At 46.1% G+C, this 22,279-nt stretch carries 24 protein-coding genes; 22 read left to right on the top strand and 2 right to left on the bottom strand.

The features are described 5' to 3' along the window. Positions 1-4 precede the first annotated feature (4 nt). The 9 genes from F0220_RS26025 to F0220_RS25985 all read left to right on the top strand — a co-directional run bounded on the left by F0220_RS26025 (position 5) and on the right by F0220_RS25985 (position 8,002). The gene (locus F0220_RS26025; protein ID WP_317452004.1) at positions 5-670 is read left to right on the top strand and encodes a response regulator transcription factor; all 666 of its coding nucleotides are present in this window, start codon (positions 5-7) and stop codon (positions 668-670) included. Next, complete coding sequence (locus F0220_RS26020; protein ID WP_091019218.1) at positions 667-1,599, top strand: sensor histidine kinase; 933 nt, start codon at positions 667-669, stop codon at positions 1,597-1,599. Before F0220_RS26025 ends, F0220_RS26020 begins: the two co-directional genes overlap by 4 nt. Positions 1,600-1,727: 128 nt before the next feature. After that, positions 1,728-2,651: an ABC transporter ATP-binding protein gene (locus F0220_RS26015; RefSeq protein WP_091019219.1), complete on the top strand. Its 924-nt coding sequence runs from the start codon at positions 1,728-1,730 to the stop codon at positions 2,649-2,651. Next, positions 2,635-3,342 carry an ABC transporter permease gene (locus F0220_RS26010; RefSeq protein WP_149846809.1) on the top strand — a complete coding sequence of 236 codons (708 nt, stop codon included), beginning with the start codon at positions 2,635-2,637 and terminating at the stop codon, positions 3,340-3,342. The genes F0220_RS26015 and F0220_RS26010 overlap by 17 nt, the downstream gene beginning before the upstream one ends. 105 nt (positions 3,343-3,447) lie before the next feature. Next, positions 3,448-4,260 carry a bifunctional hydroxymethylpyrimidine kinase/phosphomethylpyrimidine kinase gene (gene thiD, locus F0220_RS26005; protein ID WP_017692191.1) on the top strand — a complete coding sequence of 271 codons (813 nt, stop codon included), beginning with the start codon at positions 3,448-3,450 and terminating at the stop codon, positions 4,258-4,260. 250 nt (positions 4,261-4,510) lie between these two features. After that, entirely contained in the window at positions 4,511-5,191 is a 681-nt protein-coding gene (locus F0220_RS26000; RefSeq protein ID WP_149846808.1) for a response regulator transcription factor, read from the top strand. Then, complete coding sequence (locus F0220_RS25995; RefSeq protein WP_091019224.1) at positions 5,188-6,936, top strand: sensor histidine kinase; 1,749 nt, start codon at positions 5,188-5,190, stop codon at positions 6,934-6,936. The genes F0220_RS26000 and F0220_RS25995 overlap by 4 nt, the downstream gene beginning before the upstream one ends. A 21-nt stretch (positions 6,937-6,957) precedes the next feature. Beyond that, positions 6,958-7,503 (top strand): CDP-diacylglycerol--serine O-phosphatidyltransferase, encoded by a 546-nt coding sequence (gene pssA / locus F0220_RS25990; RefSeq protein WP_091019226.1) that lies wholly within the window; start codon positions 6,958-6,960, stop codon positions 7,501-7,503. Positions 7,504-7,516: 13 nt separating this feature from the next. Continuing rightward, on the top strand, positions 7,517-8,002 hold the full coding sequence (locus F0220_RS25985) for a DedA family protein (protein WP_091019228.1): 486 nt from the start codon (positions 7,517-7,519) through the stop codon (positions 8,000-8,002). A 302-nt stretch (positions 8,003-8,304) separates the two neighbouring features. On the opposite strand, the gene F0220_RS25980 is transcribed toward F0220_RS25985, so the two are convergent. Continuing rightward, positions 8,305-9,495: a cation:proton antiporter gene (locus F0220_RS25980; protein ID WP_091019230.1), complete on the bottom strand. Its 1,191-nt coding sequence runs from the start codon at positions 9,493-9,495 to the stop codon at positions 8,305-8,307. 380 nt (positions 9,496-9,875) lie between these two features. Here F0220_RS25980 and F0220_RS25975 point away from each other — a divergent pair, with 380 nt between their 5' ends. From F0220_RS25975 to F0220_RS25955, 6 genes are all read left to right on the top strand, one after another. Beyond that, positions 9,876-10,448: a DUF420 domain-containing protein gene (locus F0220_RS25975; RefSeq protein WP_017692198.1), complete on the top strand. Its 573-nt coding sequence runs from the start codon at positions 9,876-9,878 to the stop codon at positions 10,446-10,448. Between the two features lie 72 nt (positions 10,449-10,520). Beyond that, complete coding sequence (gene gpmA, locus F0220_RS25970; protein WP_076328872.1) at positions 10,521-11,264, top strand: 2,3-diphosphoglycerate-dependent phosphoglycerate mutase; 744 nt, start codon at positions 10,521-10,523, stop codon at positions 11,262-11,264. Positions 11,265-11,480: 216 nt separating this feature from the next. Further along, a complete protein-coding gene (locus F0220_RS32645; protein WP_181155598.1) occupies positions 11,481-11,651 on the top strand; it encodes a hypothetical protein in 171 nt (56 codons plus the stop codon). 180 nt (positions 11,652-11,831) lie between these two features. Beyond that, positions 11,832-12,740 carry an aldo/keto reductase gene (locus F0220_RS25965; protein ID WP_105601902.1) on the top strand — a complete coding sequence of 303 codons (909 nt, stop codon included), beginning with the start codon at positions 11,832-11,834 and terminating at the stop codon, positions 12,738-12,740. A gap of 85 nt (positions 12,741-12,825) precedes the next feature. Further along, positions 12,826-13,152 carry a thioredoxin family protein gene (locus tag F0220_RS25960; protein WP_091019235.1) on the top strand — a complete coding sequence of 109 codons (327 nt, stop codon included), beginning with the start codon at positions 12,826-12,828 and terminating at the stop codon, positions 13,150-13,152. A gap of 210 nt (positions 13,153-13,362) precedes the next feature. Continuing rightward, on the top strand, positions 13,363-13,545 hold the full coding sequence (locus tag F0220_RS25955; RefSeq protein WP_091019237.1) for a hypothetical protein: 183 nt from the start codon (positions 13,363-13,365) through the stop codon (positions 13,543-13,545). A 268-nt stretch (positions 13,546-13,813) separates the two neighbouring features. Here F0220_RS25955 and bacA read toward each other — a convergent pair whose 3' ends face one another. After that, entirely contained in the window at positions 13,814-14,623 is an 810-nt protein-coding gene (gene bacA, locus F0220_RS25950; protein WP_017692204.1) for an undecaprenyl-diphosphate phosphatase, read from the bottom strand. A 214-nt stretch (positions 14,624-14,837) separates the two neighbouring features. Here bacA and F0220_RS25945 point away from each other — a divergent pair, with 214 nt between their 5' ends. The 7 genes from F0220_RS25945 to F0220_RS25915 all read left to right on the top strand — a co-directional run bounded on the left by F0220_RS25945 (position 14,838) and on the right by F0220_RS25915 (position 22,176). Continuing rightward, positions 14,838-15,470, top strand: coding sequence for a TetR/AcrR family transcriptional regulator (locus F0220_RS25945; protein ID WP_091019239.1), 633 nt, complete (start codon positions 14,838-14,840; stop codon positions 15,468-15,470). 114 nt (positions 15,471-15,584) lie between these two features. Beyond that, positions 15,585-16,436 carry a substrate-binding periplasmic protein gene (locus F0220_RS25940; protein WP_091019240.1) on the top strand — a complete coding sequence of 284 codons (852 nt, stop codon included), beginning with the start codon at positions 15,585-15,587 and terminating at the stop codon, positions 16,434-16,436. Positions 16,437-16,468: 32 nt separating this feature from the next. After that, entirely contained in the window at positions 16,469-17,113 is a 645-nt protein-coding gene (locus F0220_RS25935) for an amino acid ABC transporter permease (RefSeq protein ID WP_017692207.1), read from the top strand. Positions 17,114-17,129: 16 nt separating this feature from the next. After that, a complete protein-coding gene (locus F0220_RS25930) occupies positions 17,130-17,876 on the top strand; it encodes an amino acid ABC transporter ATP-binding protein (protein ID WP_047841601.1) in 747 nt (248 codons plus the stop codon). Between the two features lie 277 nt (positions 17,877-18,153). After that, entirely contained in the window at positions 18,154-18,576 is a 423-nt protein-coding gene (locus F0220_RS25925; RefSeq protein WP_017692209.1) for an OsmC family protein, read from the top strand. Between the two features lie 218 nt (positions 18,577-18,794). After that, on the top strand, positions 18,795-20,585 hold the full coding sequence (locus tag F0220_RS25920; protein WP_091019244.1) for a sensor histidine kinase: 1,791 nt from the start codon (positions 18,795-18,797) through the stop codon (positions 20,583-20,585). Then, complete coding sequence (locus F0220_RS25915) at positions 20,578-22,176, top strand: response regulator transcription factor (protein WP_091019245.1); 1,599 nt, start codon at positions 20,578-20,580, stop codon at positions 22,174-22,176. Before F0220_RS25920 ends, F0220_RS25915 begins: the two co-directional genes overlap by 8 nt. The last annotated feature ends 103 nt before the right edge of the window (positions 22,177-22,279 follow it).

Genomic DNA, 22,279 nt, shown 5'->3' with positions numbered 1-22,279 from the left:
TGAAATGGTCGGACCTTATCTGGAAAAAGAGGGCTACGACGTCACTTATGCATATGACGGCTTAGAGGCAGAACGTCAGTTCAGCCAGTCACAACCCGGGTATGATCTGGTTATTCTGGACCTGATGCTCCCTCGCAAGAGTGGGATGGATGTGCTGCAAAGCATTCGGGCAGTCAGTCTGGTACCTGTGCTCATTCTGTCTGCGAAGGATGGGGAGGTGGACAAAGCGTTAGGTCTGGGCTTCGGTGCAGATGATTACTTGAGCAAACCGTTCTCGTTAATCGAACTGACTGCCCGCATCAAAGCTGCGATTCGCCGCGCCAATTATACGACTCAGCCTGTGGCTGAAGTGGCTAAAGATCAGCGTATTCACATTGGAGGACTCGTAGTTGACATGGAGACGTACGAGGTAGAACGTGAAGGTACACCCGTCAAGCTGACATCCAAGGAATTTGGAATTCTGAAGCTGTTGGTTACCCATCCTGGCAAAGTGTTCACCAAGGCTCAGATCTACGCCTCCGTCTGGAACGATCATTATTATGGAGACGAAAATATCATTAACGTACATATGCGTCGTCTGCGTGAGAAACTGGAAGCAGATCCTTCGGCTCCCCAGTATATCAAGACACTCTGGGGCATCGGATATAAGCTGGAGGCGGAGCAGGGATGACACTGATTTTTGCCAGTACAACAGCTATTCTGGCCATTGCCTTCATTGTATTGTGGTTGAAATTCCGGAAAAGAAACCAACACCTGTCCTATATTCATCAGAAAATATCCGCTATTTTGGATCAAGGCACCTTTGAGCGATTGCTTGTATTCAATAGTGATGACCAAGTCAGTCAGCTTCTGAAAGACATGAACCAGCTGCTTGACTATGCCCACCGCGCCAAGGCCGGTTATGCGAACCAGGAGAAGGAGATGCGTAATATGCTCTCCAACATTTCACATGATCTGAAAACGCCACTCACGGTGGTGCTGGGTTATAGTGAGACCTTACTGCACAGTCCATCACTGACCGATCAGGAACGGAAGATTATGACGGAGAAAATACAAGATAAGGCGCAGGAAGTGCTGCGTTTGATCCATTCCTTTTTTGACTTGGCAAAGCTGGAATCTGGAGACACGGAGCTAGTGCTTAGTCGAGTGAATATCAGCGAATTATGCCGGTTGAAGATGCTTTCCTTTTATGAAATGTTGACGAATCTGGGGTTACACGTGGAGCTAGAGATTCCTGATGGTGATATCTTCGTGCAAGCGAATGAAGAAGCATTGGACCGTGTGCTGGATAATCTCATTACCAATGGAATGAAATATGGAGCAGAGGGTAAGGTACTGGGGCTTTCACTGGATCATTCGATCGGTGAACCTGTGACGCTACAGATCTGGGACCAGGGAAAAGGGATCCCTGAGAGCGAGCATAGTCGTGTGTTTGAACGCATGTATACACTGGAGGATTCCCGCAATCGACTCTATCAAGGCAGCGGCCTGGGTCTGACCATTACGAAACGGCTAGTTGAGCGGATGGGTGGAAGTATTCACTTGCATAGTGTGCCACATCAACGGACTGTATTCTCGGTTACCCTAAAGGCTTGGTAGACTCTGAGTTTGGCTTGTCCGGTCAGACTTAAGGTTTTTGTAAGATTTGATTAATAAAAAAGAAGACTTTTCTCTTTACAATATAGATATAGGAACCCGGACAGGGGACGTAAAGGAGAACAAGGACGATGAATTATATCGCACGAACAATAGATGTGACCAAAGTATATGAAGGGGTGGAGGTTGTATCCAACGTCAATATGAATATTAAGCAAGGTGAGATCTATGGATTCCTCGGTCCAAATGGTGCTGGTAAAACAACCATCATGAAGATGCTCACCAATCTCGTCAAACCAACCACAGGGGAGATAGAACTGTTTGGGGAGAAGCTTACGCCGACCTCTTATGAAGTGCTGAAGCGAATGGGCAGTATTATTGAATATCCTTTTTTCTACGATAGACTGTCTGCTCGCGAGAATCTGGAGCTTCACTGTGAATACATGGGATTCTACAATAAAAAGATCATCGACAACACGATGGAAATGGTAGGGCTGAAGAATACGGGCAAGAAACCGGTCAAAGACTTCTCCTTGGGCATGAAGCAGAGGCTGGGACTGGCTCGTGCACTTATAACCACACCTGAACTGCTCATTCTGGATGAACCGATCAACGGATTGGACCCTGTAGGGATCCGGGAGATGCGAGATTTGTTCAAGCGGCTTAGCAATGAGTATCGCATTACCCTGTTGGTCTCCAGTCACATTCTTGGTGAGATAGAGCAGATTGCGGACACAGTTGGTGTCATTCGCGGCGGTCGTTTGGTGGAAGAAGTATCAATGGAGAGCATTCGTGGAAGTCAAAATGAGTACATTGAGTTACAGGCGGTGGATATCCGCAAAGCGACCTATGTCATTGAACACCAGCTTGGTTTGAGTAATTATAAACTGGTTGATAACCAAACGTTACGCATCTATGATCCGGGAATCATTCCATCGGAACTGAACACCAAGCTGATCCAGCACGGCATTGAGATCGAATCGATATCCAAACGGGCTCATTCCCTGGAAGAACACTTCATGAAGCTTGTGAAAGGGGATGAAGACGTTGCTTAAACTAATCAGACTTGAGATGCGGAAGCACCGTTTTGCACGTAATTTTGCAGGGGCAGGTATTGCCAGTATAGCCATTCTTCTTTTCCTGATCATGATTGGATTCGTGGATGTGGGAGCAGAAGATTATGCCTATGCCGATTACCAGACCGCCTTTATGATTATCGATACGTTTGTGAGAGCGACCTTTATCATATTTGCAGGAGCTTTATTATCCAAGCTGGTGATCAGTGAGTATAGAAATAAAACGATGAACGTCATGTTCACCTATCCTATCCAGCGTCATAAAATCATTGCTGCCAAATTGATTATCGTGTTTGGTTTTACATTTGTGATGATTATGGTTACCGACCTGTTGATGGGTTCACTGCTGTTGATTGTTAATCATTTCTACTCCTTCATTCCCGGATCATTGACAAATCAGGATATATTGGGACTTCTGGTGAAGTACAGTATGAGTTCTTTATCGGCTGCGTGTATGGCACTCATTCCCCTATTCTTCGGTATGCGTAAGCATTCTGTTACAACTACAATGGTCTCGTCCATTTTGCTGGTTTTGATTGTCTGCTCCGGATTCAACGGGTCGGAAGTTTCCATTCATTCGCTTGTTATTATCCCTCTGACCCTTGGAGCAATAGGGATATGGATTGCTTCGATGTCCATGGTTCGTCTGGAGACAAAAGATGTGAACTGAATCATTCGGAAAACCATGCTCTGTATGGCTTCAGATGCCATTGACATCCGCTCGTACAAGGGATAGGATAATGTCAACTGAGACACGAAGGAGAATGCAACTACCATGACGATTCCAAAAACATTAACAATAGCTGGTTCGGACACGAGCGGCGGAGCAGGTATTCAAGCTGATTTGAAAACTTTTCAGGAGCTGGGTGTGTATGGCATGACCGTACTGACTACGGTTGTAGCAATGGAGCCCGAAACATGGGATCACCAGGTCTTTCCTGTTGAATTAAATGTAGTTGAAGCACAGCTTCGCACGGTTCTGGACGGTATCGGTTTTGATGCCATGAAGACAGGTATGCTCGGTTCAGTAGATATTATTGAACTGGTAGCAAAACATATTCGCCGTAGCGGTCTGCCACAGATCGTTATTGATCCGGTAATGGTCTGCAAAGGTACAGACGAAGTACTGCAACCGGAAAATACGGAAGCGATGATCGAATTCCTGTTGCCAGGTGCTGATCTGGTTACACCTAATCTGTTCGAAGCATCCCAACTGGCGAAGAGTGGACCGATTCGTTCCAAGGAACAGATGGAAGCAGCGGCAGCAGCAATTCATGCCCATGGCTCGAAACATGTCCTAATTAAGGACAGAGGTGTCATTAGCCCGGGTAAAGCAATGGATCTACTCTATGATGGAACCAACTACGAATGGTTTGAAGCCGATGTTGTCGGCTCCGGATATACGCATGGTGCGGGCTGCACAACGTCTGCGGCGATTACCGCAGGGTTGGCTCGTGGTCTTTCAGTGAAAGAGGCTGTTCGTGAAGGTAAAGCCTTCGTGACCAAAGCGATTGCCGGCGGATTCCCGCTGAACCGTTTTGTTGGCCCGACACTGCATGTGGCACACCGTCTGGAGCAACAACGTTAAGTGTTGCCAGGGAGCGCGCAGTAGCGCATCAATTCTGGACAACATACTTCGATTTCATTCAAGTAGCTGTCAATGAGCTGGAGCTTGCTCGTTGACGGCTTCTTTTTTATGCGAATTTTTATAAAAATTAGTAACTTTTGGCTTATATTAATCGTATATATCATGGGAGCATTCCAAAACATGTATGGACACATGAACGACACATGGAATAGGTATGTTATCATCAGAAATCTAAAAAGGAGAGTCGGCCATGATCAGAACAGTGCTTCTGGTGGAAGATGAAAGCCGCATTCGTGAGATTGTGGCCGATTATTTCATAAAAGAACAATGGAACGTCATAGAAGCAGAACATGGAGTACAGGCACTGGAACTGTTGGCTTTGCATGAGGTGGATTTGGTTATTCTGGATGTTTTGATGCCTGAAATGGATGGATGGACGTTATGTGGGCATATTCGATCCCAATCCACCGTACCTATTATCATGCTGACTGCACGGTCCGAGGATGACGATAAAATTCATGGATTTCAGCTGGGCGTAGACGATTACGTTACCAAGCCGTTTAGCCCACGTGTGCTGGTTGCACGTGCAGAGACATTAATGAAGCGTGTTGAAGGTGCAATTGGACGAGAGCAGGGTGTGATTCGTTTCGGAGAGGTAACCCTTGATCCATGGGCCAGACGCTTGGAGAAGGACGGAATTGAATTGGAACTTGCACCAAAGGAATATGATCTGTTGCTTTATCTGGTACGTAATGCAGGCATTGTGTTGTCCCGGGATGCCATTTTGAATCGGATCTGGGGATTTGATTTTGAAGGGGACTCACGTGTTGTAGATACCCACATCAAGAAGCTGCGGAGCAAATTGGGTGATGAAGCCAAGTGTATCCGTACGGTGATTGGCACTGGATATCGTTTCGAGGCAGAAGCATGAGAAGAAATGGCGTAACAATGAAGCTTTTCCTGGTCATGGCAGGATGTCTGGTACTTCTATATGGGACGACGGTTTTTGCCCAGTTGGTCTGGTTCCCCGATTTCTATCAGCATCAAAAGGTCAGTAGTATGAAGAAAAAGCTGTCCAAGTTCGAACAGCAATATTCCAATGGACATTGGAGTGATTTACAGCTGGCTAAGGAGACCGGGAAGTTCATGCGTCAGAATCAATCACATCTGGTCATTCTGACGAATACCGGAAGACTGGTTAATGACCCGTTCCACATTACGTTGCTTCAAGAGGATGGAAGTCACGTGAAAGTGTCCTTGTCCTTGTTTATCAATAGTGAGAATGCTGGCTGGATTACATCCCATCTGAAATATGGGCAAGAACTGACGGTGAAAGGTCCGGCCAGCGAATCCATGGTCTATCCATTCAAAATCCAGGATGCCACTTCTGCCGCATGGGGAACTGAAAGCTTTCAGGAATCAATTGAACCGGTAAAGGAATGGTCAGGTGTATTGACCGAGGTCGTTCTTCCCAATCTGGCAACGTGGAGTCAGAGGCAGGGACTGCTGGTGCAAGCACTGGATAGCCGGTTCCCTTTGTCCACCGAAGACCAACTGGCCTTGGCGAATGGCAAAATGCTCAATGAAGAATGGATGGATAGCTGGAGCGGTGTTCGCAATGTCATCACCATTGCTCCAGTGCATCGTTCCGGACCTGAGCAGCAACTGATCTTCTCGCTCACGTCTCTACAGGAGATGAGGGAAGCGAATGAGGCAACACGTTTGTTCTATGCGTATTTTGGCATAGGGGCATTTATATTGATTCTGTTGCTGGCGTTACTCCTGTCCCGAATTGTAACGAAGCCGCTCTTGGCCTTGAACCATGTCGCCAAGAAAATGTCTACGCTGGATTTCACGGTGAAATCACCCATCCGGCGTAATGATGAAATCGGCAGTCTATCTAACAGCCTCAATGCCTTATCGGGAACCTTGGGTCAGACACTGGAAGAGCTGAGGCAGGCCAACACGCAGATGCGTACAGATATGGAAATGAAGCAGGAGATTGAACAGCGTCAGCGCAAGTTTTTTGCCGATGCATCACATGAACTTAAGACACCAATCAGCATTATTAAGGGATATTCTGAAGGGCTGAAGGATGGCGTGAGCGAGAGCAAACGGGAGCGTTACATTGAGATCATTGCCGATGAGACGATCAAAATGGAAACAATGGTTGAAGAGATGCTGGATCTGGTGCGACTGGAATCCTCAGCGGTTCAATTGAATACGGATGCTGTTGCACTGGCTGATATGATTGAGGATATCGCCGGCCGTCTGGGTCCGCAACTGAAGGACAAAGGATTGGATGTGGTGCTTGTATCCACAACAGAACAGACGGTTGAGGGTGACCGAAGCAAGCTGGAGCAAGTTATTTTCAATATCATGATGAATGCTATACGTCATGCGATACCACATACCGATATAACTATTGAGATCAGCAGGCGTGAAGGTTTTGTCCATATTTCCATTGAGAACAAGGGTGAGCAGATCGCTGAAGCTGAGCGGCAGTATATATGGGAGAGGTTCTATCGGGTAGAGCGCTCACGTAATCGTAAAATGGGGGGGACCGGGCTCGGTCTGGCCATTGCGAAGCAGATTCTTGATCTGCATGGGTGCAGTTATGGAGTGGAGAATACACCGGATGGAGTCCGTTTTTATATTATTTTTCCTAAAGCCTAGTACGAAAGGGAGTCAAATCTTATGAAGTCTTTACCATCGATTTTAACCTTGGGGAATCTGAGTTCAGGCATGCTGGCAATCATTATGGCTATTCATGGTGAATTTGCCCTGGCTGTAATGATGATATGGGTAGCGATGTTCTTTGATCTGTTTGACGGGTATGCGGCTCGTAAATTGCATTGTGAGGGTGAGTTCGGCAAGTCCCTGGACTCGCTTGCGGATGTAGTTTCATTCGGAACAGCGCCCGTGTTGATTCTGTACCTGAATTCCATGATTGAAGTGAGTGTGCTGGGGATGGCACTGACTGCATTATTTCCCATTTGCGGTGCTTTGCGTCTGGCCCGTTATAACTGTCAGAAGACAGCAAGCAGTGGTTTTGTCGGAATGCCGATTACATTTGCGGGAGGTCTGATGTCCTTTTTCGCACTCTGGAGTCCTTATTTCACACATGGTGTAGCCTATCTTGTCATTATTGTATTATCCGGTCTCATGGTGAGCCAAATCCGATTCCCGTCTCTAAAACAAGTGCTAGCCTCACATGAGAAGGATATTGTGGAACCGAAATAAGGAGCGAGTCAGTATGGAATTTGCAAAAGAATTTATTGGTCAATATGGTTATTTCGCAATCTACGGACTACTGGCTCTTGGCGTTATTGGCATGCCGATTCCGGATGAGGTGATGATGACGTTTGTCGGTTATCTCGCCTCCATCTCGGTATTGAATTACTCCGTATCCATCGCCGTCAGTTTCGGTGGCGCATTTACCGGGGGGCTGCTCAGCTACATGATTGGCAAGAAGGCAGGCAGGCCGCTGTTCGATAAGTATGGCAAGTGGATTGGCGTGAATGCCAAACGATTTAGCAGGGTGGAGTCGTGGTTTCTGAAATATGGATACTGGTCAATCATCCTCGGTTACTTCATTCCGGGCATTCGTCATCTGATGTGTTGTTTCTCAGGGATGAGCCGTATGGCAATTGGCAGGTACGTAGTTGTATCGGGCATTGGTGCATTTGTCTGGTGTGTTGTCTTTATCTCGATTGGTTTTTATGTTGGTGTGTTAACTTAAAATGGGACAGCCTGTTGTAACTACGGGCATAGATGGAAGACCTCTTGAGTGTAAGGTGGTCTTTTTTTGTTTTCTACGATATAGCGAACTTGAGTGAGTAACGAATACGTATGACTTGTAAAAATACAAAAAAAACCGCTCTGACCACCTCTAACCTTCATGTTGAAGGGGAGGAATGGATCAAAGCGGCGTGTGCTTCACGAACGTATTGAATCTTCTAAAGAAGATATAGCCAATATCTCCGAAACTAAAAATATTTCACAAAGCCATCAGGTAAGCTAAACGTAGATATTCTTTTACAGTTACCCACTTAAATGTGATTCTTCAATTCCTCTTTCGACTTGCTTTTCACCCTTTTTGCGTGCAAAGGTAATTTTGAGCAGAGGTGGCGTAACAAGTGTAGTGATTATGACCATGATTACTACGCTCGTAAAGTATTCCGGATCAAGTAAGCCGGAAGCAAGTCCCGTTGAAGCGATAATGAGCGCAACTTCACCTCTTGATATCATTCCTGAGCCAATGGCCAATGAAGATGACATATTAAATCCAGTCAGTCGTGCACCAGCTCCGCCACCAATCAGCTTGGTTACAATTGCAATGAGGCTTATAACGACAATAAACCAAATTTGTGAACCCACACCATCAAACGTGACATTCAAACCAATACTGACAAAAAACACCGGAACAAAAATTCCGTAGGCGATCGGTTCCAGTTTGGTTTCAACTTCATGTTTGAAGTTGGTTTGGGAGATGGCGATCCCAGCGGCAAATGCACCAATGATTCCGGCAACACCCATCCACTCTGCAAAGTAGGAGAAGCCAAAACAAATAATCAATCCCGCAGTAATGACGGTCTCGGTTACTTTCAGTGGTGCCATCCACTTCATGATGCGAGGAACAAGGAACCAGCTGGCAGCGATGATGATCACAAAGAATAACAGCTTCTTGCCAATAAGCAGAGAAATCGAAGTGTCTCCTCCGCCTGTACCCAGCAAGCTCATCATAACAGCAAGAATGACAACGACCAGAACATCATCGACAACAGCTGCACCAAGGATTGTTGTACCCTCACGAGAGCTGAGTTGATCCATATCTTTTAGTGTCTGAACGGAAATGCTGACGGACGTGGCACAGAATAAAAGTCCAAAGAACAATGCGTGTGTCTGTGACATACCGAACGCCATGGCCGAACCGTATCCTCCGATGAATGGTAAAATAATACCACCCACAGCAACAGCAAAGGCTGCTTTCCAGTTTTTCTTCAATTGTTCCAGATCGGTCTCCAATCCAGCGATGAACATCAACAATAGTACCCCGATTTCGGCCATATAATGGACGAAATCACTTTGCTGAACCCAACCGAGAATTGCAGGCCCGAGGATGACACCCACAATCAGTTTCCCCAGTACCGACGGCTGACCCAATCTGACGGATAGATCACCGGCAAGTTTGGTAAAGATTAAAATAAGTGCAAGAACCAAAATAAATTCCATAGGTGTGCTCCTCTCCAGCAGTAGCGTTTATAGGTTTACCTGCCCAAGGGGGGATCATTCCAAGCCTTTAGAACAAAAAAAAGGCATAAAAACAGCGCTTGTTAAGAGTGCCGCTTTTATGCCTAAAAAAGACAAAGAGGGGCCCTTGGTGACAGGCTCCTCCAGTTTCAACGCGTATGTGATTAATTGCATTAATTATACCACAAATAAAGACTTGGGTAAATGGGAGCCGGTTTGGATTTGATTGAAAACGGCCGTAAAGGGGCATTTTATAGGGGAGTGCAGCGGTTTTTGTTCAGAGTGTTGTCACTTAACAGCCCGGAATTGCCGAGATATAATGATATAGAACATAGAAGTTAGGATATGAGGAGGATTTTGCATTGGGCAAAAATAACAAAGGGGAACCGAACATTCCATCCCCGACGAGCAATAAAAATTTTGCAGGTATCATTATCACGATTTCCATTCTCGCTAATGTCATTATTTTATTATTGTTCTTCGCACCGTCTATTGGTTACAAAGGTGATGTAACCTTTGATATTACGGTGTTGCCGCGGTTTAATGCCGTGTTTAACAGCTTTACCTTCATCTTCCTGCTTGCAGCGCTTATTGCTATTATCAAGAGGAATGTGAAGCTGCACAAACGATTTATTCTTGCTGCATTCTCAACAACACTGTTATTCCTCGTGACCTATCTGACGTTTCATTACCTCTCACCAGAGACGTCCAAATACGGCGGCGAGGGCATCATTCGTTCCATTTATTTCTTCATTCTGATTACCCATAGTATACTGGCAGCCCTCATTGTTCCATTGGCGTTGTTCACACTGGTATGGGGTTGGACGAATCAATTGAAGAAACACCGTAAAATTGCACGTTGGACTATGCCAATCTGGCTGTATGTAAGTTCTACAGGTGTTGTAGTATACCTGATGATGGCACCATATTATTAATGTGATGAACGTTTCACTGTGCTAATTAGTTTGACTTGCAGGTAATGTTTCCATGGAAGGAGGTTCACGTTTATGTACAGAGTTGTTTTGATTCGCCATGGACAGAGCATGTGGAATGTAGAGAATCGTTTTACCGGATGGACAGATGTGGATCTGACGACGGATGGTTACGCAGAAGCTCGTAAAGCAGGGAAGATCATGAAGGAACAGGGATTTGATTTTGATTACGCCTATGCATCCGTGCTGAAACGTTCTATCCGAACACTCGATATTGCGCTGGATGAAATGGACCTCATGTGGATTCCCATTACGAAAACTTGGAAGCTGAATGAACGCCATTATGGTGCGCTGCAAGGACTGAACAAACAGCAGACTGCTCTGAAGTATGGGGAAGACCAAGTAAAGGAATGGAGACGATCCGTGAACGTATCTCCCCCGGCACTGGACGAAACCGATGACCGATATGTGCAGGATCTGGACAAGTACAAGCGGCTCGGATGCACCATCCCTTTTACGGAGAACCTGATGGATACCTCGAAGCGTGTTCTGGAGTACTGGAATGCGGAGATTAAACCGATGGTGTCTGCTGGCAAAAGAGTGCTGATCTCTGCGCATGGTAACACGCTCCGTTCACTCGTCATGCATCTGGACCAATTGTCCGAAGCAGACGTGATGGCGCTCAATATCCCGACAGGCATTCCGCTTGTCTACGAATTGGATGAAGATCTGCATCCGATTGGTCACTTCTATCTGACCGCGGATGGTTCGACCTACAAACATGAAGAAATGACCCATGTGGCAACGCCATCTGATTAATTGGACATGGACGTTTGTCTTGATTGTAAGAAAGCTTGTATGATTTATCTCGTTCGGTTGATGTTTCAACTGGACGATTGGAAGATGACCGCTGAATTGAATTCGGAGGTCATCTTTTTTTTCTGCGATCAAGCCTGTACTTCGTTTCGTTTTGCTCCCACAGGGTAATTGTCAAACAAGACACGATGTACATTTATCCTGAAGGAGGAGAAGCACATGTCTAAAAGAAGAGGAATACTCATGACGGCGATCGGCGCAGGTGTGACTTATCTGATGAGGAACAAACAAGCAAGAGATAAGCTGTTTAGCACGGTCTCGGGTATGATGAAAAACTCCAATTCGTCCAACGGAACAAGTAAAGCCAGACCACGCGTGGAAGTGAAATAGATTGCGATAGCTCGTTTATCGCTTGAATTCAAATGATGATCATAAGAAACCTGGAGATGAAGTCGTTCCAGGTTTTTTTGTGCAGTTGAAAACTACCTTTGGTTTCGGTGAGGCATGCGATTTTTGCCAGCAAGAATGATACAATGGATACTTGCAGAACGTATGGAGGGAGATGCACATATGAAGAAAAATCGTCTGGGTACATCCGAACTGATGGTGTCTGAGATTGGGCTGGGATGTATGTCACTTGGAACTGAAATGGAGCACGCTGTGGGCCTGGTTCATGAGGCTCTGGATCATGGGATCAATCTGCTTGATACAGCCGATCTGTACGACGCAGGGCGTAATGAAGAGATTGTAGGACAAGCTATTAAAGGGCGTCGGGACCAGGTCATTGTTGCGACCAAAGTAGGTAATCGTCGTCTGCCGGGTAAAGAGGGCTGGTCATGGGACCCGTCCAAAGCCTACATTAAGCAGGCTGTACATGAAAGTCTGAAGCGGTTGCAGACCGATTACATTGATCTGTATCAGTTGCATGGCGGCACGTTGGACGACCCCATCGAAGAGACGATCGAAGCGTTTGAGGAACTAAACAAGGAAGGACTTATCCGATATTACGGAATTTCCTCCATTCGTCCCAATGTGATTCGGGAGTATGTAAAGAGGGCATCCATCGTCAGTGTGATGAACCAGTACAGCATTGCTGACCGCAGAGCGGAAGAAGAAGTGCTGCCTTTAGTGGAACAAAAGGGGATCAGCGTAATTGCCCGTGGGCCCGTAGCTAGCGGAGTGCTTGCCGATTCCGGATCTGCCAAGGCAGACAAAGGTTATCTGGACTATACGCCAGAGCAACTATATACCATTCGGCAAGGGCTAAGTCGTCTTGTTACAGACCAACGCAGTATGGCTCAGATAGCTATTCGCTACGCGTTATCCCATCCTGCCGTAGCAGCAGTTGTCCCTGGTGCCAGTTCAAGACAACAGTTACTGCACAATATTGCTGCTTCGAATTCGCCTGAACTCACCGCTGCGGAAATTCAGGAAATACGAGAACTCAGTCCCGCTAATCTGTACAAGCAGCATCGTTAACTCTATTAAGCCTATTTTCAATTGTAACCATACGAGGTACAATGAAGATCAACCAAAAAAGGAACATATAAGGGAGAGAAGACATATGGAAAGAATTCAAAGTGAACAGCAATATCTGGATACAATTAACTCTGATGGTTTTACCGTCATTAAATTTGATACAACCTGGTGTCCGGATTGCAAAAATCTGGATCGTTTTATCGGGGATGTTATCGACCAACATGCGGACAAAACCTTCTATGCCCTGGATGCAGAGAAGTTCCAGCCGTTTGCCGAAGAAAATGGTGTGCGCGGCATTCCAAGCCTGCTCGTCTTCCAGAACGGCAAGAAAATCGCACATCTGCATAGCAAATGGGCTAAAACACCTGCTCAAATCTCCGAGTATCTGGAGACGCTTGAATCCAAAGTTTAAGCGTATGAAGGCAAAAGCAGCTTGATCATTACCTTATCTACGGAGACCTCTTCTTGTCCTGCGACGGAAGGGGTTTTTCTGTTTCATTCCAGTCCGCATGATGTGCATTTGAATAACTGAAGTTGAGAAACAACGCTTGTTTAGAATTTGTTCAGTGCTCCCATGTATACTGTGAGAACAAACTGAATATTTGGAGTGAACAAGATCCGTATGAAGAATGAAATTTTTGAAGAAATGCACCAATTAAGTCACAATGATGACCGAAGATACCGATTGTTGATGATCGGGGTGAAGCAATTGCTGCAGGAACAAAAGGAGAATAGATATAATCTGCGTGAGAGATTAAAGAATCGAAAGAAACACCGGAACTTTCAAATAAAAGAGTGGTATTAGACAGGCTGCTTTCAGAAGTGAACATAAATATGGTTGTCCATGATACATAATAAACCTAGTCGGCATCACCAATGATCCAACCCACTAAAGAAGGAAGTAATGAAGAATCAGGCTTCTTCTAATTACGGATATTCCTGTCTTTGGAGCAGCAACAGAATCGTGAAGCAACAGAAACATAGTTCAGAATATAAAATATGGCGGCCTCGCTTCCCAAGGGAACGTGAGGCCGCCATTGATTTTGCCTGTCTAATTACTTGAATTGTAATGCTTACATCAAAATAATAAAGAACACGGCTGCCAAGACAAAGCGATACACAGCAAAGACGGTCAGGCTCAATTTTTTCAAAATGGACAGGAACGTCTTGATCGCAAGCATGGCGACGATGAAAGCAGCGATGAATCCAATCGCAAAGATTGGAAAATCACTGCCGTTCAGGTGATCGATACTTTTGTACAGGTCATATCCCGTAGCACCAATCATAATTGGCACAGACACGAGGAATGTGAACTCCGCAGCGGCTACACGGCTTACCCCTGCAAAGAGACCGCCTGAGATCGTTGACCCGGAACGGGAGAAGCCTGGCCACAATGCCAAGATCTGAAATATACCCACCGCGAATGCCTGTTTGTAGGAAATATCATCGACATCATGGGTAGTAATCCGCCCACTCTTCCGGCTCCAGCGTTCGGCCACGATCATCAATATACCACCTATAACGAGACTGTACAGCACTGTTTCCGGACCAAACAAATGTGCTTTGATCCAATCGCGGAATACAAGTCCGATGACTACGGCAGGAACCATCGCCAGGAAGATATGTCCCAGATTGAGGCGGCGGGAGTAAGGTCTGCTTCCTCCGGTGAAGCGGAACATATCAATGAATTTGTTCCAATACAGTACAACAACAGCAAGTACAGCCCCGAGTTGAACAACCACCTCAAACGTTTTGACTGACTCGTTGTCCTCTGATAAACCGAGCAAATGGGCAGTCAGAATCATGTGTCCAGTGGAGGAAACGGGCAAAAATTCTGTCAAACCTTCGATGATGCCCATAATAATGGATGATATAATATCCAATTCTCTTCCTCCTTGAAATACAGGTTACAGCACGGGCTGTCCTGCTTGACCATGCCTGTTCATCTGAACAAGACTATCACCTATTATGATCACAAATACGCTCAACTTCAACTTATACTTGTAACCATTTGTTTAAAACTATATTGACAAAAACCTAGTTATCCCATAGGATATAAATTAACTGACTGACTGATCAATCGGGAGGGTTACATGAATGACCAAAATTAACGGTTTGGAACCCGGTGAAGAACGCCGGGACCAAATAATACGCATAGCGATGGAGCGTTTTGCAACCCAAGGCTACCATCAGACGAAAATTTCCGATATCGTCCGCGAGGCTGGTGTGGCGCAAGGGACATTCTACTGGCACTTCAAGAGTAAAGAAGCCATTGCTTCAGAGATTGTCTTAACGGGCAAGGAGGAGTTGCTTGAGGCGATCGGACAAGGGTATCGCAAGGATGCCGGATCGGTAGAGGATATGGTGAAAGCATCGGAAAGGCTGTTCACTGACTTGTTCTTGTTTGCCGCGCAGAATCGCTATTTTATGGAACTGTTGCTCAAAGGCATCGTGACGGAAGAATCCGTACAACGCCTGGTTGAGGAGACACGTAATGCTGTGGAAACTGCGTTTCGTCACAATATGGAACGAGCCATCGAACTCGGCATGTTGCCTAAGGGCATGGATGTACCGCTTCGAGCAGCGTTATTGGTAAGCATGATTGAAGGCATGATATCACGCTGGTTGTTCGGTTCCGATGAGTTGCACAGCAAATTCTCAGCCATGACAGCTTCATCGCTGGCATCTGAGGCAGCAAGCTTTGAATTTTACGGACTATTGGGCACATAAGATTCACATGATTAAACAAATAGCAGGGAATAATGGGTACAACTGCGGTTTAGTCACAATAAAGTAACCAAATGTACACCCAGATTAATACACGACTGAGAGGAAGTTAACGTAATGAACAAAACATATGGATCGAAAACTCGTAAAGGCTGGTCTTTGACAGCAATTCTGCTGATGACCGTGCTGGTACTTAGTGCTTGTGGTAGTAAGGCGACAGACAATGGAAGTACAAATGGTGCAGAGGCAAGCAATGAACTGGAGCAGATCAAGTCTGCTGGCGTGATCAAAGTAGGCATGATGGGCACATATGCACCATACAACTTCCTGAACGATAAAAAAGAAATGGACGGCTACGATGCCGATATCGCACGTGAGGTTGCGAAACGTCTTGGGGTTAAAGTTGAATTTGTATCCCAGGAGTTCTCTGGTCTGACACCGAGTCTGCAAGCCAAAAAGCTGGATGCCATTATCAGCCAGATGACGATTACCGATGATCGTAAGAAAGTACTCGACTTCAGTGATCCGTATATTACGAACCAAGTTAAAATCATTGTCAAAGAAGACAATAACGATATTACCAAGCTGGAAGATTTCAAAGGGAAAACAATTGGCGTAGGTTTGGGTACAAATGATGAATCATATCTGCGTAATGAAGTGTTACCTAAAGTGGGAGACTTCACGATTAAAACCTATGACGATGTCATCTCTTCACTGAAAGACCTGAATGCTGGACGGATTGACGCCACAATCAACAACATGTACGCACTGAAACCGATTGTTGATGCCAACGGATTAAAGATCAAAGCTGTGGGCGAAGCAATCAAGAGTGACCAGGCAGGTATCGCTGTTCGCAAAGACAATCCAGAACTCGTAGCAGCGCTGAATGATGCTCTCAAAGGCATGAAGGATGATGGCACGTACAATACCATTTTCAAAAAATGGTTTGGTGAAGAGCCTGCGCAATAATGAACCTGCAAGGCGAAGGGAAGATTTGACCCATGGAACTGGTATTTGAGAATATCCCCTTCTTTCTGAAGGGGGCCTATTATACGCTGTATGTAACTGTGATCTCCATGTTTTTTGCGTTTATCATCGGGGTCCTTGTTGCGATTGCTCGTCTGAAGGGACCGATGTGGCTGAGGTTGATCGCAAGGTTTTATGTATCCATCATGCGGGGAACCCCGCTGCTGGTGCAATTATTCGTTATTTATTACGGATTGGTCGATTATGGAGTGACCTTGGGATCACTCACGGCTGCCTGTCTGGGACTGAGTCTGAATGCAGGTGCATTTTTGTCGGAGACGTTCCGTGGAGCCATTCAGGCTGTGCCTAAAGGACAGACGGAAGCTGCATATGCAACGGGAATGACCCCGGCTCAAGCGATGAGACGGATTATCTTCCCGCAGGCTGTACGCATTGCCATCCCGCCGATGGGAAACACCTTTATTGGCATGTTGAAGGAAACATCACTTGTGGCGGCGATTGGTGTTACTGAGTTATTACGGTCAGCACAACTGCTGGTATCACAATATGCATTGAACATGCCATTTTATCTGGCAATTGGTGTGATCTACTGGATCATGAGTATCGGCTTCTCGGCCATTCTGGAACAAGTGGAGCGCCGGTTGGCCCGGGCTTACTGATGGGAGGAGAGAACCGATGATTACAACAACTGGACTTACCAAACGTTTTCAGAAAAATGAAGTACTTACGAACATCGATCTTCATGTCGATGCCAAAGATATTGTTGTATTGCTCGGCCCCAGTGGTTCAGGCAAAAGTACCTTGCTGCGCTGTCTGAATGGGCTGGAAGAGTTGTCTGGAGGACAGATTGAAGTGAACGGCATTGTGGTTAACAGTGCAGATCCGCTGCGAGTCCAGCGTGCCCGGGTACTGGAGATTCGTCGCCAGACCGGCATGGTATTCCAGCAATTCAATCTGTATCCGCACAAGACAGTGCTGGGTAATGTGATGGAAGGTCTTGTTACGGTGAAAAAAATCAAGCGGGACGAAGCGGCTGAACGCGGCCGGATTCTTCTGGATCGGGTCGGCTTGTCGGACAAGCAGGATGCGTATCCATCCCGGTTGTCTGGTGGACAACAGCAGCGGGTCGCCATTGCACGTGCACTCGCAATGGAGCCGGAAGTGATGTTGTTTGATGAGCCCACTTCAGCTCTTGATCCTGAACTGGTCGGAGAAGTGCTTTCCGTCATGAAGGAGCTGGCAGAGGAAGGCATGACGATGCTGGTTGTGACGCATGAATTGAAGTTTGCCCGTAATGTGGCGAACAAAATCGTCTTTATGGCGGATGGATCGATCGTGGAAGAGGCAAGTCCACAGGCCTTTTTCGAACAGCCGAAGCAAGAGCGCACCCGTCGTTTCTTGCAACAGATTACTGAATTTTGATGAAGATAACAGCGATCGGAAGAACGAACGTACCCGGAGCGGGTATTTAAGGTCGTTAACGATATCAGTTCAACTAAACTTTTTGCACAAGAACGGAGAGGACAGAAGAAACCTGAAGAAGCGGAGCGTGCGCCTTTATCCCCTGATTTTCCCCTTGAAGAAGGGAATCAAAAAATCTGGGGATAACAGCGATCGGAAGGTTATTCTGTCATCGGAGTGGCAAGTGCAAACCTTTTTCGCTTGAAATTAACCTATTCTGAGAAAGAAGGATAACATCATGAATGTAACAACTGTATGGAAAGGCAAACGCGCGTTTACTTCCGAAGGACCCTCTGGCTACGCTGTTGGCATGGATGCCACTGCTGCTTATGGTGGTGACAGCAAGGGGGCGACCCCGATGGAATTGTTACTGGCGGGTCTCGGCGGCTGTATGGGAATCGATATTACGATGATTCTGGACGCTTTTCTGGACAAAATTGAATCGATTGAGATTGAAGCGCAGGGCACACGCAGTGAAGAGATGCCCAAAGGCTTCACATCCATTGATCTGATCTTCAAAGTCGATGGGGATATCCCGGATTATCGCATTTGGAAAGCCATCCAGATGGCTGAGGAAAAATATTGTGCAGTTTCCGCTTCGCTGAACGCCGATATTCATCCTAAACTGATCCTCAATGGGGTAAGTACACCTCGTCCTTAATAACAAACGAACAGATTTCTATACTAAGCAGGCACTTCCAATCGTGGGAGTGCCTCTTTTGTTAGAGGTTAGGCTGATTTGTTGCATGGCAGTATAGTACCCATTGCAATGACAATCCGAATTCTGACGGTTATGTGGTATGATTAATTCTAAGGACAGAACATCCTGATCCTGCTGTTTATATGTAAGCGCTTATACAGATGACGGAAGGTGCAGACATGTTGAAAAGGCTGATACGAACCACTAATAATCTCAAATTAAAGCATAAATTGCTCATTTCTTATGTACTGGTTGTCATGATTCCGGTCCTGATTGTGGGTCTTGCTGTGACCAGTTATTTTCGCCAGCAAGCCCTGGACAATGCAATAGGACAGACGATCATCAATGTGGACAAGATCAAGAGCCAGACGGCAACCATGCTGCGTGTACCCACCGATATATCCAATCTTTTAATGTTTAATGCGGATCTCAAGGAGATTGTGAATAAGCGGTACAAGAGCGTTGTGGAGCTAACCTCAGCGTATCTTGCATACAAAGACTTTCAGGAGTACAGGCGTTTGTACCGTGAGATAGCCGGCATTCGTTTTTACTCAACTAACCCAACATTGATCAACAACCTCGAATTCATCCCGGTAGACAAGCAGACTGAAGAGAGTTATTGGTACCAACAGGCACTGAAAACAACCAGCATCGGGTGGTTCTACATTCCGGACAAGGAAGATAATCCTGTACACAAGCTCAGCCTGGTGCGCAAAGTACCTTTTGCCGAGTATCGGACAGAGGGCGTGTTGATGATTGTGATCAATCAGGATGAGCTGAATGGATTGTTGCGTCAGGAACAGTTCGAGACGATGATTACGGACGAACAGGGGTATGTGGTTGCAGCCAAGAATACTGAGCTGGTGGGTAAAACGCTGGATGAGCTTGATTTTGGCGTTGATCTGCAGAATCAGGCAAAAGGCACCATAGAAGGTGATTTCCGGGGGGAACCATCTAATATTGTTATTGATGAGTTAGGCCCTGGATCGAGTATGAACAGCCTGAAGGTGATTTCGGTTTTTGCCACCAAAAATATAGTCAAGGACGCCAACACGGTCAGCTTGATCGGCATGATTTTTATTATACTGGTGCTGGTCATTGCCCTACTATTCGTATATATCATCTCGTTCCTCACTTCGAACCGATTGCTCCGGCTGAGTAAACACCTCAACAAGCTGGCATTAGGAGACCTGAACGTGACTTCACGGATTGATGGAAACGATGAGATTGGACAACTGTCACGACAGTTCAACTATATGGTGAAAAGTATCAATGAACTCATGACGCAGGTGGTAGAAGCGACCGAACAGAACAATCAATTGGAAATCGCCCAAAAAGAGATTAAACTGAAAATGATGGCGAGTCAGATCAATCCCCATTTCTTGTTTAATGCACTGGAGTCCATTCGGATGAAAGCGCATATTAAGGGAGAAGCAGAGATTGCCAACATCGTCAGGCTGTTGGGCAAGCTGATGCGCAAGAGTCTGGAGATTGGCAGTGGAAAAACAACCTTCCAGGCTGAACTTGAAATGGTACGTTCCTATTTGGAAATTCAGAAATTTCGTTACGGCGACCGCCTTGCATTCCAGATCCATATCGATCCCGAGGTGGAGAAGATGTACATTCCGCCTTTGATTATTCAACCCTTGGTTGAGAATGCGATTGTCCATGGTCTGGAGAACAAAGAGGGTACAGTCCGTGTTCGTATAAGTATTCGTTTAGTAGAGAACATTGTGCAGATCCGTGTGGATGACAATGGTGCAGGCATAACGCCAGAACGACTGGCTGAGGTGATGCAGTTTATCTGTGGTCCGGAGGAACAGGAGAAGAGTCGGATCGGCATGCGTAATGTACATCAACGCTTAACATTGACGTACGGGGAGCCATATGGATTACAGATTACGAGTGTATATGGGGAAGGGACAGAGGTTTCTTTCACTTTGCCAGCAGGAGGGGACCAACATGTATAAAGTGTTTTTGGTGGATGACGAACCGAGCATACGTGAGGGACTGACAACCATTATCGAGTGGGAAAAATACGGATTCCAGGTCATCGCTACAGCTGCCAGCGGGCGTGAGGCCATCTCCCGGTTTGAGGAATTGGAGCCTGATCTGACGATTATTGATATTCGCATGCCCGGTATGACCGGGCTGGATGTGATTGAAGAAGTGCGCCGGAATCATCCGGATTCGCACTTTTTGATATTGAGCGGTTATGCCGATTTTGATTATGCCAAAAAAGCCATCAGTTTTGGTGTGGATGGTTATCTGCTCAAACCGGTGGATGAAGATGAGATGATTAGTGAACTGGAGCGGATTGCTACGATCCTGACCCGTGAACGGGAGACAATGGCACGTCAAGCTGGTGAAGATACTGTCTATCTGGAGCACCAGATCGAGGCTTTACTCTTTGACAGTCTGGAGGGTGCAGGCAGTATGGAAGAAGACAGCCTGGGTCTGCACTGGCCTCACTATCAGATCGTGCTGCTTGAGATGCATGCGGCCCCTGATCTGCAACGGGGAAGTGTTATGAAACGCAAACTGATTGAAGCATTTGACCATAAAGACCGAGGTATTGTATTCTCATTCCATTCCGGTCTGGGGCTGTTAAGTAAGGAAATAATCACATCCGAGTCATCTGCAAGAAATCTGTATGATGAGCTGGAAGGACTGCTAGGAGAATGGGAGGTTCACATGTACGGTGCTGCGGGAGAACCTGTACATTCCACTTCTGAAATTGCGCGATCATACACGCAGGCGAATCGTTTACTCGGGGAACGCTTCTTGTTCACGGAGCAACGCATCATTCTGTGGACTGAAGGTAGCGAAGGCGAAAGCATTGTTAAGCCAGAAGTTGGAGCTGTGGACGAAGCACATGAGCCCGTTGAAGACGAACTCGCGGACAAGCTGTATTATGCGTTAGACATCCGCAGTAGTGAGTCCGTTATGCGGGTGCTGGGTGAGATGGAAGAGCGCCTGGTTCCATATCACCGAACAGAGCAAGCGATCAAGACGGCGTTCTCACAGGTATTTTCCCTGGCGTTCAACAAGCTTGCAGCGACGAATCAACATATGCACTCCATTATGCAAGAACATTCGGTTCTGATTAATGAAGTCTATCATCAATTTACGATGTCTGATCTCAAAGTCATGGCATCGGAACATTTGAATCGACTTATTCAACGTATGGGTGGGGGAAGCAAGGATACTGTATTGAAACAGATGATTGAATTTATCCAGCGTAACCCTGGCGAGAATCTCAAGCTTGAAGTACTGGCAGAAGTGTTTAACTATAACAGCAGTTACCTGGGTAAGTTGTTCAAGAATCATACTGGAGAGTATTTCAATGCATTTCTGGACAAGGTTCGTATGGAAAAGGCCAAAGAATTGCTGGACGAAGGACTGAAGGTCCATCAGGTCGCGGCGAGAGTGGGATATGCTAATGTGGACTATTTTCACGGTAAGTTCAAGAAGTATGTAGGGGAATCCCCTTCCGCTTACAAACAGGCCAGAACCCAATCATCAATTAAAGGAACGGCTAAGGATATAAACGAGGAATAAGTATAGAGTGCTGGGCTTTGCCCCTGTCTATTGTGTAAAACGTTTTCGGTATTGCTGAGAAATTTCCAGATTCATCATATTGTCCATGCACTTCCCATGATAA

The organism is Paenibacillus sp. 37 (assembly GCF_008386395.1).
GTDB lineage: Bacteria > Bacillota > Bacilli > Paenibacillales > Paenibacillaceae > Paenibacillus > Paenibacillus amylolyticus_B.
The sequence above is the reverse complement of the archived record's forward strand: the minus strand, read 5'-3'. Positions and strand labels throughout refer to the sequence as shown.